Below are 12,894 nucleotides of genomic sequence, written 5' to 3' on the forward strand. Positions count from 1 at the left end.
CGCATGTCCGCGAAGATGCTGATTCAAGCAGTTGACACGTTGCGAGCCGAGCTAGACAAGAAAAGTGGAAGCAGCCATGTAAATTTAACAAAAAAGCAGTTCCGTTCTCCATCATTGGAACTGCTTTTTTGTTTATTAGAATTCCGTCCATTGCTTTCTTATCAATTGATTGAATTTAAAGAGATCAACTCATACGTAATGACAGTTTTATTATTTTGTAATTCGATTTTTCGTACTACTGCCTGACCGCTCGATTCACTTTGAAGCGTTCTTCTTACTTCAATCGGAATATTCATTGGATAAATACGGTACCCTTCCTTTTCAAGAATGAACGTATTCCCCTCCACTCTCTGTTCTTTCCCTTTTGTGACGATTAAGGTGTTAAATTCCAACGGCATTCCCATAAAACTCCTCCTCTCTTTCGCTCTTTTTTCTTTATACATACTATCACGAGTTTCACTTACTTTTCATCCATTCTGTAAGCCTTTTCACTGTTTCACGGTTTTCTTTTGGTGGAAAATAATGAGTGAATTTAGGAAAATACCAAGCTGTAACATGTTTATTTAACTCTTTCAAACGCTTTTCTAAACGATATGCATGTTCCACCGACACGTTTCGGTCTTTCTCTCCATGAATAATTAACACGGGCGCTTGAATTCGTTCTGCTTCGTATAGCGGTGTTCGCCATTTATATCTTTCTGGATATTTAGAAGGAGTCCCACCAATCACTCGTTTCATCATTCTTCGCAAATCCAACCGTTCCCAATACGTTAACTCCATATCCGACACGCCGCCCCAGACAACGACAGAACGCACTTTTGGTTCAAGAATCGCTGTATGCAGCGCCATTGCTCCACCTCGCGAAAAACCAAACACATGAATTCGATCTTTATTTACTTTCTCATGATGTTCCAAGATTTTAAAACTTGCCAATGCATCATAACGGTCTTCTCCAGCAAAATCCTCGTTTCCTTCCCCACCTTGATTGCCACGGTAAAAAGGCGCCATCACAACAAAACCTTCCGCTGCAAATTGCGTAATTCGCGCTAGACGCACTTGCCCGACATTTTTAATACCGCCGCGCAAATAAAGAAACCCATCGTACATACCGAATGCTTTCGGCTCGGCCAAAAACCCTTTAATTTTTAATCCTTGGCACATATATGTAACAAGATATACGTCAATATGCGGATTAGGCGAAGGAAACCGTTGCTTTTCTACAATCGTTCCATCCATTTTTCCTCTCCTTCCTAGGCATTCACACATTTTCTCTTCATGCATACGATATGGTAGACTTTGTTTTTTATAGGAGGTAGGTATATCGCTATGAAAAAATCGTTAAAGTTTTTCATAACCTTTGTTCTCGTTGCTCTCTTCATTATTCCAATCACTGCATGTAGTCAAAAAGAAACGCTCAAAACATTGCGCGTTGCCGAAGTAACTCATTCGATTTTTTACGCCCCTCAATATGTTGCCCTATCTGAAGGTTTTTTTGAAGAGGAAGGATTAAAAATTGATTTAAAAACAACCTGGGGCGGCGACAAAACGATGACTGCCCTGTTATCAGGCGGAGCGGATATCGCTTTAGTCGGTTCAGAAACCTCGATTTATGTTTATAGCCAAGGGACGAGTGATCCTGTCATTAACTTCGCCCAGTTAACACAAACAGACGGCACCTTTTTAATATCCCGGAACAAAGTCGACAACTTTTCTTGGGAACAGCTAAAAGGAAGCACTTTTTTAGGCCAGCGAAAAGGCGGCATGCCACAAATGGTTGGCGAATTCGTCTTAAAAAAGCACGGAATTGACCCGCATAAAGATTTAAATGTAATTCAAAATATTGACTTTGCTAATATCGCTAATGCATTTGCGAGCGGAACAGGGGATTACGTGCAATTGTTTGAACCAACAGCAAGCATTTTCGAACAAGAAGGAAAAGGCTATATTGTCGCTTCTTTTGGCACAGAATCAGGTCGTGTTCCATATACAACATTTATGGCAAAACAAAGCTTTATAAAGGAAAACGCTGAAGACGTCGAAAAATTTACACGTGCGCTTTATAAAGCCCAAAAATGGGTGGAAACTCACAGTTCATCCGAAATCGCCAAGTCGATTCAGCCTTACTTCGAAGACACAGATATTCAATTGATTGAGAAAGTTGTAGAGCGCTATAAAAATCAAGACTCCTATGCGACAGATCCGATTCTCGATGAAGAAGAATGGATCCATTTGCAAGATATTATGGATGAAGCTGGAGAGTTACCAAAGCGTATCGAGCATAAAACACTTGTCAATACATCGTTCGCTAAAAAAGCAATTGATGATTAATGTAGGTGAAAATAAAATGAAATTCTTAGTCATTGATCACGTTTCTCACACGTATTTTACGAGACAGTCCGCAGTAACTGCTTTAGAAGATGTATCTTTAGCGATTGAGGAAGGAGAATTCGTTTCTTTTCTCGGTCCAAGCGGCTGCGGTAAAACAACGCTGCTTTCAATCATTGCCGCTTTAATTAAACCAACAGAGGGAACCATTCTTTTAGAAGGAAACAAAATTGATTCAATGAACCCCTCTGTCGGTTATATGCTTCAGCAAGATTATCTCTTTCCTTGGAAAACGATTGAAGAAAACATTTTCCTCGGGTTAAAAATTATAGGAATCGATACCAATGAAGCAAAGCAAAAAGCACTGAACTTGCTTTCTGAGATCGGACTAAAAGGCGTTGAAAAACATTATCCTCACCAATTGTCAGGCGGAATGCGACAACGAGCTGCTTTAGTCCGAACACTTGCGGTAAATCCGAAAATTCTCCTGCTTGACGAACCATTTTCTGCCCTTGATTATCAAACAAAGTTAAAGCTGGAAGAACTCGTTTGGAAAACCTTAAAAGATTACAATAAAACCGCGCTGCTTGTGACACATGATATTGGCGAAGCAATTGTAATGAGCGATCGGATTTTTTTATTCGATGCTAGACCAGGAAGGATTGTACACACATTTATCATCCCTGAAGAACTTCGCTCACTTTCACCTTTTGCCGCCCGACAGCACCCTAGATTTTCAGAGTTGTTTCAATCTATCTGGAAGGAGCTTGATCAACTTGAAAAGAACCGATAGTGACATCCAACTCCTTCATGAACAATATTTAGCTTCTTTACAAAAAGAAAAGCGTTTTGTTCGCTTTTTCCAATTGCTTATTTTTCTTATTTTTTTCCTTGTATGGGAAGTCGCAAGTAAACAACAATGGATTGACCCTCTCCTATTTAGCTCTCCTTCAAACATATGGGAGCTACTTACCGAAAAACTTGCAGATGGCTCTCTTCTCTCCCATGTCGGTGTGACCTTGTTTGAAACATTGCTCGGTTTTGTTCTCGGTACATTGTTAGGTACTCTTTTAGCAGCTGCTCTTTGGTGGTTTCCGCGCTTGTCAAAAGTTGCTGATCCCTACTTAGTCGTGTTAAATGCGATGCCAAAAGTGGCACTTGGTCCCATTTTAATTGTCGCTCTCGGTCCGGGATTTACTTCCATCATCGCTATGGGAGCAATTATTTCAATCATTATTACAACCATCGTTGTTTACACTTCGTTTAAAGAGGTTGATGCAAACTATGTTAAAGTATTAAAAACATTTGGTGCCAACCGTTGGCAATGTTTTATTGGAGCTATTTTACCCGCCTCATTTCCAACCATTATTTCGACTCTAAAAGTAAATGTCGGCTTATCATGGGTTGGAGTTATTGTCGGTGAATTTCTTGTTTCCAAACAAGGTTTAGGATATATGATTATTTACGGATTCCAAGTATTCAACTTTACGCTTGTGCTTTTAAGTTTGCTGTTGATTGCCGCACTTGCGACAGTGATGTATCAAGCTGTTGGCTACATTGAAAAAAAATTAATCAAAAACCGATAGAAGAGGCTGACCAAGTGTCATTCTCTTAATTACCATATATTGGATATATGGTAGATTGTAGATGAAATCAAACACTTTCAATCAGCCTCTTCTTTTTTATTTCTTGAAGACTATGTTCTAAAACCCCATCTTTCATAATAAAACTAAAGCGGCGATCATCAGCAATATGAGCCGGAAGTTGTTCCAATAACACAGGGCCGTTTGTTTCAAGATAGCTATGCTGTTTTATCAACTCTTTTACATTCGCATAGTAAATATTTTTGATAATGGTCTGACCTTTACCTTCTACTTTATACTGACCAAGATAAATGAGTTGATCGACAACACCGCCTGTTTCTTCACGAACTTCACGGATGGCAGCTTGTTCCGGAGTTTCTCCCTCTTCCACTTTACCTCCAGGAAATTCGAGACCACGACGGCAATGGTCCGTTAAAAGCCATTGATGATGATAGCGGCAAATGGTCCATACGTGTTTTGGTTCTTTCGAAAACGGATGGTCAGCAAATGATAAGTAAACTTGGTTTTGATAATAATCTTGAAAAACAATCATGTATAATCAAACCCCATCTATTTTGGTCTTCTATTAATAACATCTTAACATATTTGTAACATAATTGAACTACTCAGGTTGTCCCATAAATGTCTGAACTCACGCGTATTCCACAATAATGAGTTCATTTGTATCTTGTGGACTGACACTTTGCTTTTGAGTCAGCCTCCGTTTTCTCGGATGTTGTATGATAAATAAAACAAGCCACCTAATAAGGTGACTTATTGCTGTTCATTTTCCTCATTTACAAATCCGAGCGAACGAATATGCGCCTTCGCTTCTTCATCGCCGAGCCGGTAAATGAGTTGATAAATTTTTTTCATCGTCTCATCATACGCATCATTTTCGCGATCGTAATGATATTGAATATATGGGACGTGAGCACGAAAAAAGTTTTGAATATCCGTTGCATAATTTTGGTCAAAGTATTCCCTTAATTGAATAATTTCTTCATCCGTTGCCTCAATTTTAAAATCCCATGGCGAAGCGGTTTTTACTTGAGAAATTTCGCCATGTGCTATCGATACGTAATACGTTTTTTTCTGTTCAGCCACTCTTTTCATCTCCTTTATTCATTACGCTTATGATTAGTGTGGGTGAACAGAATAAAATTATGCTTCCGAAGTTATTTAGAACGGTTTTTTAACATTTCAATTGATTTAATGAGAAATTCCGGAATCGGTATTCCAGTTCGCGAGGCATTTTCTACTATGGAAATGAACTCATTCACTAAGTAGAAAAAAATCGTCATATCACGAAGAAGATGGTTATTCCAGCCAATCACTAACTCGAGTAAATGCGAAACAGCTACAATAATAAAAATGAATACTTTCTTTGCAATGCCATGAAAGCCAACTTGACTTGATAGCTTTCCTTCTAAAGCACTTGCGATCACTCCGGTCATATAATCAATCATTACTAAACGAACTAAAATAATGATTAATAAATCCCAACCACCGAACAAAAATGAAGTGAATGAGCCAATAACAGAAAGTGCTAAAACGATTGGCTGTTTCTCCATAACAACTCCCTCATTCCTTTTGATTAAGCGCTTTATTTATTGTATGAAAAATGGAATAAGGAGTTATGGACGTTTTGACAAAATGTTACCTTTTACTGTCTAGCGATTATATATTGCGTAGAGCAAGGCAAATGTTTTAATTCTTTTCTCAGAAACAACGGATATAATGGGATTTCCTCAAGCTGATTCATAGGCACCCACCGAAAAATGAGCCGACTCCCCTCTATTCCATAGAAATCAATTTCTTTAAAATACGATGCTCCATTTTCCACAGTCATACTGTAGTACAAACCTAGTTCATGGTAGTTCTCTCCATTATATTCAAAAAAATTTTCAACTACCCAAAGTAATTGATTTACGTTGACTGAAATGCCTAGTTCCTCAGCCATTTCACGTTTAAGACTTGTTTGTGAATCTTCCATCATTCTTACCCTGCCACCTGGAAGAGACCAATGTTCATCTCCAACCATTTTATGTAAAAGAACGTGACCATTTTCAATCCAAACTCCTGCGACACGATAATTAAAAACAGACCGATTTACTCGAAATACCACATCCATCGCAATCCCCCGTTTTTTGGATATTTTTTGAAATTCCGTATTCTTTTTATTTTAACATTGATGATGTACATAAAAAATAAAAAGCTGTCTCAAGCAAAGTATCAGCCCCTTCAACCACCATATATTGTACGTTACGCTTGATAAGTACGACTATTGTGAATGGTGCGTGAGGCCAGACACTTTATGAGACAGCTTTTTTCCATTTATACACGAACATCAAGTTGTTTCCCCAACGTTGGATGCGATGCCTGTAATACATGCTGTGCTTTCGCAAAATCCTCAATCATGACTGTTGCTTGAGCAGCTTGTGTTACCATTTCTCTTTTCATTAAAGTTAAATGTAACGTATGTTGCAGTTCAGATACTTGCTTTGCCATCGTTGCACTAATATTCATTCGTCACTCCTCCTTATGATTATTGTAACATTTACTTTCGTGTTATCTTAAACAAAAACCACTCTCACTTGTTTTATGAGAGTGGTTTTTCGCTCAATTATTTTCCAAGGAACGATTTTAACATCCAAACATGCTTTTCTAAGCTTTGGTGGATACCTAAAAGCATGTCTCCTGTTGTTTCATCATCGACTTCTTCTGCGACTTTCATTCCTTCTTTGAGTTCGCCAATCATCGTTTCAAAATCGTTCACAAGCGTGCTGACCATTTCCTCTGCTGTTTCCTGACCTGTCGCTTCTTTCACCGAAGCTACTTGTAAACATTCCTTCATTGTCGCCACTGGAGCACCACCGAGGGCAAGAAGACGTTCCGCTAACTCATCAATATGCAAGGAAGCCTCATTATACAACTCTTCAAATTTCGTATGCAATGTAAAAAACTGCGGCCCCTTAACAAACCAATGATAATTATGGAGCTTAATGTACAAAACGCTCCAGTTCGCAATTTGCTTATTGACAATGTCCATTAGCTGTTTTGCCATCTCAATAATCCCCTCCTACTTACTTTTCTCTAAATAAAATGGCCAAAATTATTCTTACCTATTCCTTAGCAAACAATACTTAATGCTTGTCCAGCCGCTCCTTCTTCTAACTCCAATGGAATAAAACGCAACCATTTATCCTTTATTTAACTTCGTTACTTTTATTTTACAAAATAAATCTTTCCAAATTCAACGAACATGCTCTTTCTCACAACATACTATTGCTAGTCGAATTTATGTTAAAATAGATTACACACTAAACTAAAGGAGAGAAAAGCTGAGTAATGTTTACCATATTAGTTATATGCATTATTATCGTTATCATCGTTCTTGTTTTAAGCGTAGCGACAACATCAAAAGCCTATCAATATAAACATACGGTCGATCCTCTTGACAACAATCCTCATTTGCCAAACAAAAACAATCATCATCAAGAAAATAGCGACAAATACCCCAATGAATAAAAGGATGTCTCTCTTCACGAAAGCCATCCTTTTTCATCTTTTATAACTTATAACGAGCCATCGTAAATGTATGGTTCGTTCGGCTGCTTTATTTTGTTTATTCCCTTAATTTCTATACATGGAAGCACATTTCCTTTATAATTCGTTCGTTTAATGATTCCTGTTACCTTTACCCATTCATCGTTTACAATCGAATTCAATTGTTTCCCACTAGCAAGCATCCCATAAACAGAAGCATCCGCAACACAACATGAAATGACAAACCTAGCAATGACCGCTTTCTCTTTTACGAAGTCGGGCTCACGATATACAAACCCCGTAAGCTCCACCTCTTTGCCAACAAAATGCTCAATGTTGTTATGGATAATTTCTAAAGCTTCTAAATAGTTTTCCTTCGTAAAAACTACTTTATCCGATGCTAACAGTGCTTTTTCGAGTTGATTTTTATCTACTTTTTCTCTTTTTTCAATCGGCACTTCCTCTATTTCATTACCAAATAGTTGTGCGAAAAATTCGTCATCAGATGATGAATCGCCTCCTGATAGCCCGCTAAGTTGTACGCCACGCTTAGCAGCAACAGAACTATCTAACACTTGGTTGGAAAAAATCAATCCTGTAAGAACGGGAACAACAAATATGACGTAAACAATCGACGACTGAAAAGGACTCCGCCTCTCATGATGGTCACAGCCGCAACAAGCGATTTGTTTTTTATCATCGCTTCGCCAAATTTGCATAAGGCTAAGTATAAATAATGTTCCCATCGCAAAATAAAGAAACGGCAACATCTTTGGGGCAACCAACTGCTGAATTTGCCCTGTAACAATTAATTTAAACATGAATAATGCAAATCCTAGTAAAATAACACCGCGCAAAAAGAGGTTATCGCTCATTACTCCTTCCTCTCCCTTTAGAACAATATTTGATACAACAAAATAACAAAGTAAACAACACATGTGAGAATAAGCATAAAACTAATGACAAATCTCGTCCGGAAATAAGCGAACAGCATAAGCGTATTTTTTAAGTCAAGCATCGGACCGTAAATAAGAAAAGCCAAAATCGCACCTTCGGAAAAGGTATTTCCAAACGATGCAGCAACGAATGCATCTGCCTCCGAGCAGAGAGATAGCACATAAGCAAATCCCATCGTGATGAAAGGTGAGACAAGCTCATCCGTTCCGATTTGCAGAAGTGCGTTTCGATTTAGAAACGTTTGCACTAAACTCGCTAAAAATGCCCCAATTAATAAATATTTTCCCGTATCAAAAAATTCGTCACTTGCATGATATAACGTCGCCTTCCATTTATTTTCTGTATGAACATGCTCATGCATGGAAGAAGCTTTTATTTTTAAAGGATTTTGTTGTTTAAACAGGCGGTACAAAATACTTCCAACTAAAACAGCGACTAAAAAAGCGAGCCCCATACGTGCAAAAGCAATTTGATTTTTTTGCTGAAACGCATAGTAAGTGGAAGCAAAAACAACCGGATTTAAAATCGGCGCACTCATTAAAAAAGTCATGCCAACCGCAGGCGGCATTCCTTTCTTAATCAGTCTCCTCACAATCGGTATAATCGCGCATTCACATACTGGAAAAATAATTCCGAGAAAAGCGGACAAGACAATGGCGATAAACGTGTTTTGCGGCATCCAGCGTTGGAGCATATCTTCTGAAATAAACGTTTGAATGAAAGCAGAGACAAACACGCCGATTAAAATAAACGGAATTGCTTCTAAAATAATGCTCAAAAACATCGTGTTAACCATCGCCCATTCTTTTGGCAACGTAAATGTTATTTTGTTCATCTCGTAAAAAAAGAACAAATACAAAAACATCAATAAAAGAAGAAACGAAAAAAAGTCATTCACTACATTAGAAATCGTTCTTTTCATATGCTCTTTCCCCCATTAACCAAGTTCTCCCTTGTGTTTTTCGTATGTGTTTCATAAAATTTTATATGTAAATCGTAATGTTTCCTATTATCATATATATAGGTTGTCCGAAAAAATATGACTAAAAAATAAAAAAGGAGTGCGAAAATTGCTTGAATGACTTATCATTGGCGGAGGACTGCTTGGTTAGGAACTAGCACCCAAAATCCATATCGTGTGGTGAAAGATTATAAACGAAGATGAACGATGATTATAAACCCGAGACATACAGGTTCTATTCCATGAGAACTGTATGATCGAATGATTCATTTAGAACGAAGCGGAAAAATAATAGATGACCATATATAGTCAGCAACAATAAACAACAAAGAAATGATTCTCCGTCTCAAACAGAACAGTGTATTTTCCTCCCCATTTATCATTTTAGCAACAGAGTTTGAAGCAAAACCGCCACCAAGCGAGTAGCTTATGCCTCTTATCCAGGATGAAAAACTAAAATGTGCGGAATGCGGCTATCCAATCGTGACGGAAACATTAGAGTGGGCTCCAAACTTATATGTTGCCGGAGCGCTAGCGGAATTAGAAATCGGGCTTATTTCACGAAATATTTCTGGAGCAAGACAAGCGGCAAAAATGATCGCTAACAGCGTTTGATATAACCATCGCAGTAAAAACAATGCCGTTATTCCGTACGGAATAACGGCATTGTTTTTATCCAAATACCTTCTTTAACTCTTCTTTATCTTGTTCTAACCAGAAGCGCATTAAACGTTTAGCACCCTCTAAGTCATGAAGCTTCGCCTGACCGCATTGTCTTTCAGTCGCAGCTGGAACCTCTGTTGCGTTCAAAGCATCTTTCATTGTATCTTCAAGCAAATCAATGATTTCATCCACTGTAGGAGAGCCACTTACAACTAAATAATAACCTGTTTGGCAGCCCATTGGCGAAATATCGATAATATCAAAATGGTCATATTTTTCAGCATGTTTACGAATATTGAACGCAAGCAAATGCTCAAGCGTATGAATCGCATCTGGCTTCATCGCTTGTTTATTTGGCTGACAAAAACGAATATCAAATTTATTCACAACGCCATCGCTACCCACTTTATGAACGCCGCAATGTCTCACATATGGTGCTTTTACAGCGCAATGGTCTAACTCAAAGCTTTCTACTGAAGGCATATGATCACTCCTAAATAAATTTTCTACTTATTATCATACATTGAAATCCGATTTTTTTCATCAACTTTATATGGATTGTTAAAATCCAACAAATGTGACGTCTGTTTCTTATTTATGATACATTGTTTATAGTACATTTATTGTTGGATGTGGTGCAAATGTTAAAAAAACTTTTTATTGCTCTCATACGTTTTTATCAAATTTTTATTTCCCCGTTAAAGCCGCCCACATGCCGATTTTATCCGACTTGTTCACATTATGGGCTTGAAGCGGTAAAGCGATTTGGCGCCATAAAAGGCGGATGGTTAACGATGAAGCGCATTTTAAAATGTCATCCATTTCATCCAGGCGGATTTGACCCTGTTCCGGAAAAAGTAAAAAAACGAAAATAGATTATTGTTCGTAGCCGTTAACGACTAAATCTAATTTTCCTGTATGCGGATCAATAATGAGACCGTGTACAGGAATATTCGCTGGCAATAATGGATGATTTTTTAACATATTTACGCTATGTTTTACACTCTCTTCCACAGATTCAAAGCCTTTCAGCCAGTTTTCGAGATCAATCCCTGAATATTTTAGCATCTCAAGCCGTTCTTTTGGAATTCCTCGTTCAACCATTTTCTCCATGATCGCATCTGCCTTGATGGCCCCCATGCCACAATCATAATGACCAATGACACAAATTTCATCTGCCTTTAGCTCATAAACCGCAACAAGCAAACTTCTCATAATACTCCCAAATGGATGAGCGAGAATTGCCCCTGCTGTTTTGACAATCTTTACATCTCCATTTTTTACATTCATCGCCTGTGGCAATAACTCTACAAGCCTCGTATCCATGCATGTCAAAATAACAAGCTTCTTATCAGGATATTTTGTCGTTTGATACTTTTCATATTCTTTATTTTCAACAAACTTTTTATTATACTCTAGAATTTCTGTTAACAAATTCATAACAAATCTCCCCCTAAAATTAGCTTTGAAAATAATATAGCATAACAGTTGCTCTTTTCCTACTTTTCTTGTATGATTAACAATGTTAAATCGTAATGTTTACGATTTACAAAAAATAGAGAGGAGTAAAATAAGATGAAAAAAGTTCCTGTTACTGTATTAAGTGGTTATTTAGGTTCGGGAAAAACAACACTTTTAAATCATATTTTGCACAACCGTGAAGGGAAAAAGATCGCTGTAATCGTTAACGATATGAGCGAAGTGAATATTGATGCTGAACTTGTTAAACAAGGTGGTTTTTCCCGTACGGAAGAAAAACTTGTACAAATTCAAAATGGCTGCATTTGCTGTACATTGCGTGAAGATTTAATGAAAGAAGTAGAAAAATTAGTTGATGCTGGCGGAATTGATTACATTGTCATCGAATCCTCGGGAATTAGTGAGCCAATTCCGGTAGCGCAAACATTCACGTACATTGACGAGGAGCTAGGAATTGACCTAACAAAAAAATGTCGCTTGGATACGATGGTTACAGTTGTCGATGCAAATCGCTTTTGGACTGATTTTGCATCAGGTGAAAGCTTGCTTGACCGTAAACAAGCTGTTGACGAAACAGATACACGTGAAGTAGTAGATTTGCTGATTGATCAAATCGAGTTTGCCAATGTGATTTTACTAAATAAAGTGGACCTTATTAGTCCTGAAGATGCGAAAGAACTTGAAGGTGTGTTAAAAAAGTTAAACCCGGAAGCAAAAATTATCCAAACGACATTCGGTCAAGTGCCATTAGACGAAATTTTAAATACCCATTTATTCGATTTTGAAAAAGCAAGCCAAGCCGCGGGCTGGATTAAAGAATTGAATGAAGAACATACTCCAGAAACAGAAGAGTATGGCATCTCTTCGTTTGTTTACCGCAGAAGACGTCCGTTTCATCCAGAACGTTTCATGAATTGGCTTGAGAATTGGCCGGTTGAGGTTGTTCGTGCCAAAGGCTTCTTCTGGCTTGCCTCAAGAAATGATATGTGTGGTCTGTTATCACAAGCGGGAACATCTATTATGATTCAAGGAGCTGGCGAGTGGGTCGCTGTTTATCCAGAGGAAGAACGTCAGCAAATTCTCAAAGAAGACCCTGAATTGCTCGCTAAGTGGGATGAAACATACGGAGATCGCATGACGGAACTCGTCTTTATCGGCATTGACATGAATCGCGAAGAAATGGAAGCATCTTTAGATGAATGCTTGCTGACAGATGAAGAAATGAAACAAAATTGGGCAACATTTTTGGATCCTCTTCCTGAATTTACTGTTTCCCAATAAATTTATTAATTTATTATTCTAGTTCTCAAATCGTAACTATTACGATATAATAACAAATGAATTGGCTTGTCAAACATCATTATAGAGGAAGGAGCT

Annotated in this window: 19 protein-coding genes; 7 read left to right on the forward strand and 12 right to left on the reverse strand. The window is 37.9% G+C overall.

Annotated elements, in window-relative coordinates:
* Positions 1-161: 161 nt before the first annotated feature.
* Positions 162-404 carry a DUF2584 domain-containing protein gene (locus HNQ85_RS10170; protein WP_181537636.1) on the reverse strand — a complete coding sequence of 81 codons (243 nt, stop codon included), beginning with the start codon at positions 402-404 and terminating at the stop codon, positions 162-164.
* A gap of 52 nt (positions 405-456) precedes the next feature.
* Positions 457-1,236, reverse strand: coding sequence for an alpha/beta hydrolase family protein (locus tag HNQ85_RS10175; protein WP_181537637.1), 780 nt, complete (start codon positions 1,234-1,236; stop codon positions 457-459).
* A 90-nt stretch (positions 1,237-1,326) separates the two neighbouring features.
* On the opposite strand from HNQ85_RS10175, the gene HNQ85_RS10180 reads away from it, so the two are divergent.
* From HNQ85_RS10180 to HNQ85_RS10190, 3 genes are read left to right on the forward strand one after another with little or no spacing between them, the layout of a single operon-like run.
* A complete protein-coding gene (locus HNQ85_RS10180) occupies positions 1,327-2,328 on the forward strand; it encodes an ABC transporter substrate-binding protein (protein ID WP_181537638.1) in 1,002 nt (333 codons plus the stop codon).
* Positions 2,329-2,344: 16 nt separating this feature from the next.
* Positions 2,345-3,118, forward strand: a complete 774-nt coding sequence (locus HNQ85_RS10185; RefSeq protein WP_181537639.1) for an ABC transporter ATP-binding protein — start codon at positions 2,345-2,347, stop codon at positions 3,116-3,118.
* Positions 3,096-3,911, forward strand: coding sequence for an ABC transporter permease (locus tag HNQ85_RS10190; protein WP_409994128.1), 816 nt, complete (start codon positions 3,096-3,098; stop codon positions 3,909-3,911). The genes HNQ85_RS10185 and HNQ85_RS10190 overlap by 23 nt, the downstream gene beginning before the upstream one ends.
* Before the next feature lie 67 nt (positions 3,912-3,978).
* Here the strand turns inward: HNQ85_RS10190 and ytkD are convergent, their stop codons facing one another.
* The 6 genes from ytkD to HNQ85_RS10220 all read right to left on the reverse strand — a co-directional run bounded on the left by ytkD (position 3,979) and on the right by HNQ85_RS10220 (position 6,975).
* Positions 3,979-4,461 (reverse strand): RNA deprotection pyrophosphohydrolase, encoded by a 483-nt coding sequence (gene ytkD, locus HNQ85_RS10195; protein WP_181537641.1) that lies wholly within the window; start codon positions 4,459-4,461, stop codon positions 3,979-3,981.
* A 221-nt stretch (positions 4,462-4,682) separates the two neighbouring features.
* The gene (locus HNQ85_RS10200) at positions 4,683-5,024 is read right to left on the reverse strand and encodes a hydrolase (RefSeq protein WP_181537642.1); all 342 of its coding nucleotides are present in this window, start codon (positions 5,022-5,024) and stop codon (positions 4,683-4,685) included.
* A gap of 62 nt (positions 5,025-5,086) precedes the next feature.
* Positions 5,087-5,482: a phage holin family protein gene (locus tag HNQ85_RS10205; RefSeq protein ID WP_181537643.1), complete on the reverse strand. Its 396-nt coding sequence runs from the start codon at positions 5,480-5,482 to the stop codon at positions 5,087-5,089.
* Between the two features lie 92 nt (positions 5,483-5,574).
* Entirely contained in the window at positions 5,575-6,042 is a 468-nt protein-coding gene (locus HNQ85_RS10210; protein ID WP_181537644.1) for an NUDIX hydrolase, read from the reverse strand.
* Between the two features lie 203 nt (positions 6,043-6,245).
* The gene (locus HNQ85_RS10215) at positions 6,246-6,437 is read right to left on the reverse strand and encodes a polyribonucleotide nucleotidyltransferase (RefSeq protein WP_246326841.1); all 192 of its coding nucleotides are present in this window, start codon (positions 6,435-6,437) and stop codon (positions 6,246-6,248) included.
* Between the two features lie 97 nt (positions 6,438-6,534).
* Complete coding sequence (locus HNQ85_RS10220) at positions 6,535-6,975, reverse strand: Dps family protein (RefSeq protein WP_181537645.1); 441 nt, start codon at positions 6,973-6,975, stop codon at positions 6,535-6,537.
* A 284-nt stretch (positions 6,976-7,259) separates the two neighbouring features.
* On the opposite strand from HNQ85_RS10220, the gene ytzI reads away from it, so the two are divergent.
* Entirely contained in the window at positions 7,260-7,439 is a 180-nt protein-coding gene (gene ytzI / locus HNQ85_RS10225) for a YtzI protein (RefSeq protein ID WP_181537646.1), read from the forward strand.
* 47 nt (positions 7,440-7,486) lie between these two features.
* Here the strand turns inward: ytzI and HNQ85_RS10230 are convergent, their stop codons facing one another.
* Both HNQ85_RS10230 and HNQ85_RS10235 read right to left on the reverse strand, forming a co-directional pair.
* Positions 7,487-8,332, reverse strand: coding sequence for a TIGR03943 family putative permease subunit (locus tag HNQ85_RS10230; protein WP_181537647.1), 846 nt, complete (start codon positions 8,330-8,332; stop codon positions 7,487-7,489).
* Positions 8,333-8,349: 17 nt separating this feature from the next.
* Positions 8,350-9,336 (reverse strand): permease, encoded by a 987-nt coding sequence (locus tag HNQ85_RS10235; RefSeq protein ID WP_181537648.1) that lies wholly within the window; start codon positions 9,334-9,336, stop codon positions 8,350-8,352.
* A 468-nt stretch (positions 9,337-9,804) separates the two neighbouring features.
* Here HNQ85_RS10235 and HNQ85_RS10240 point away from each other — a divergent pair, with 468 nt between their 5' ends.
* Positions 9,805-9,990 (forward strand): hypothetical protein, encoded by a 186-nt coding sequence (locus HNQ85_RS10240; RefSeq protein ID WP_181537649.1) that lies wholly within the window; start codon positions 9,805-9,807, stop codon positions 9,988-9,990.
* Positions 9,991-10,047: 57 nt separating this feature from the next.
* On the opposite strand, the gene HNQ85_RS10245 is transcribed toward HNQ85_RS10240, so the two are convergent.
* A complete protein-coding gene (locus HNQ85_RS10245; RefSeq protein WP_181537650.1) occupies positions 10,048-10,521 on the reverse strand; it encodes an S-ribosylhomocysteine lyase in 474 nt (157 codons plus the stop codon).
* A gap of 158 nt (positions 10,522-10,679) precedes the next feature.
* Here HNQ85_RS10245 and yidD point away from each other — a divergent pair, with 158 nt between their 5' ends.
* Positions 10,680-10,913 (forward strand): membrane protein insertion efficiency factor YidD, encoded by a 234-nt coding sequence (yidD, locus tag HNQ85_RS10250; RefSeq protein WP_181537651.1) that lies wholly within the window; start codon positions 10,680-10,682, stop codon positions 10,911-10,913.
* A 1-nt stretch (position 10,914) separates the two neighbouring features.
* On the opposite strand, the gene HNQ85_RS10255 is transcribed toward yidD, so the two are convergent.
* Positions 10,915-11,478 carry a beta-class carbonic anhydrase gene (locus HNQ85_RS10255; RefSeq protein WP_181537652.1) on the reverse strand — a complete coding sequence of 188 codons (564 nt, stop codon included), beginning with the start codon at positions 11,476-11,478 and terminating at the stop codon, positions 10,915-10,917.
* A 135-nt stretch (positions 11,479-11,613) separates the two neighbouring features.
* Between HNQ85_RS10255 and HNQ85_RS10260 the strand changes: the two genes are divergently transcribed.
* Positions 11,614-12,798 carry a GTP-binding protein gene (locus tag HNQ85_RS10260; protein WP_181537653.1) on the forward strand — a complete coding sequence of 395 codons (1,185 nt, stop codon included), beginning with the start codon at positions 11,614-11,616 and terminating at the stop codon, positions 12,796-12,798.
* The last annotated feature ends 96 nt before the right edge of the window (positions 12,799-12,894 follow it).

The organism is [Anoxybacillus] calidus, from assembly GCF_013760845.1.
GTDB lineage: Bacteria > Bacillota > Bacilli > Bacillales > Anoxybacillaceae > Paranoxybacillus > Paranoxybacillus calidus.

Coding starts and splice junctions, on each gene's coding strand:
- HNQ85_RS10260 (WP_181537653.1), top strand. CDS start 11,614: ATGAAAAAAGTTCCTGTTACTGTATTAAGTGGTTATTTAGGTTCGGGA.
- yidD (WP_181537651.1), top strand. CDS start 10,680: ATGTTAAAAAAACTTTTTATTGCTCTCATACGTTTTTATCAAATTTTT.
- HNQ85_RS10240 (WP_181537649.1), top strand. CDS start 9,805: ATGCCTCTTATCCAGGATGAAAAACTAAAATGTGCGGAATGCGGCTAT.
- HNQ85_RS10245 (WP_181537650.1), bottom strand. CDS start 10,521: ATGCCTTCAGTAGAAAGCTTTGAGTTAGACCATTGCGCTGTAAAAGCA.
- HNQ85_RS10180 (WP_181537638.1), top strand. CDS start 1,327: ATGAAAAAATCGTTAAAGTTTTTCATAACCTTTGTTCTCGTTGCTCTC.
- HNQ85_RS10220 (WP_181537645.1), bottom strand. CDS start 6,975: ATGGCAAAACAGCTAATGGACATTGTCAATAAGCAAATTGCGAACTGG.
- ytkD (WP_181537641.1), bottom strand. CDS start 4,461: ATGATTGTTTTTCAAGATTATTATCAAAACCAAGTTTACTTATCATTT.
- HNQ85_RS10200 (WP_181537642.1), bottom strand. CDS start 5,024: ATGAAAAGAGTGGCTGAACAGAAAAAAACGTATTACGTATCGATAGCA.
- HNQ85_RS10255 (WP_181537652.1), bottom strand. CDS start 11,478: ATGAATTTGTTAACAGAAATTCTAGAGTATAATAAAAAGTTTGTTGAA.
- HNQ85_RS10185 (WP_181537639.1), top strand. CDS start 2,345: ATGAAATTCTTAGTCATTGATCACGTTTCTCACACGTATTTTACGAGA.
- HNQ85_RS10175 (WP_181537637.1), bottom strand. CDS start 1,236: ATGGATGGAACGATTGTAGAAAAGCAACGGTTTCCTTCGCCTAATCCG.
- ytzI (WP_181537646.1), top strand. CDS start 7,260: ATGTTTACCATATTAGTTATATGCATTATTATCGTTATCATCGTTCTT.
- HNQ85_RS10205 (WP_181537643.1), bottom strand. CDS start 5,482: ATGGAGAAACAGCCAATCGTTTTAGCACTTTCTGTTATTGGCTCATTC.
- HNQ85_RS10235 (WP_181537648.1), bottom strand. CDS start 9,336: ATGAAAAGAACGATTTCTAATGTAGTGAATGACTTTTTTTCGTTTCTT.
- HNQ85_RS10170 (WP_181537636.1), bottom strand. CDS start 404: ATGGGAATGCCGTTGGAATTTAACACCTTAATCGTCACAAAAGGGAAA.
- HNQ85_RS10210 (WP_181537644.1), bottom strand. CDS start 6,042: ATGGATGTGGTATTTCGAGTAAATCGGTCTGTTTTTAATTATCGTGTC.
- HNQ85_RS10230 (WP_181537647.1), bottom strand. CDS start 8,332: ATGAGCGATAACCTCTTTTTGCGCGGTGTTATTTTACTAGGATTTGCA.
- HNQ85_RS10215 (WP_246326841.1), bottom strand. CDS start 6,437: ATGAATATTAGTGCAACGATGGCAAAGCAAGTATCTGAACTGCAACAT.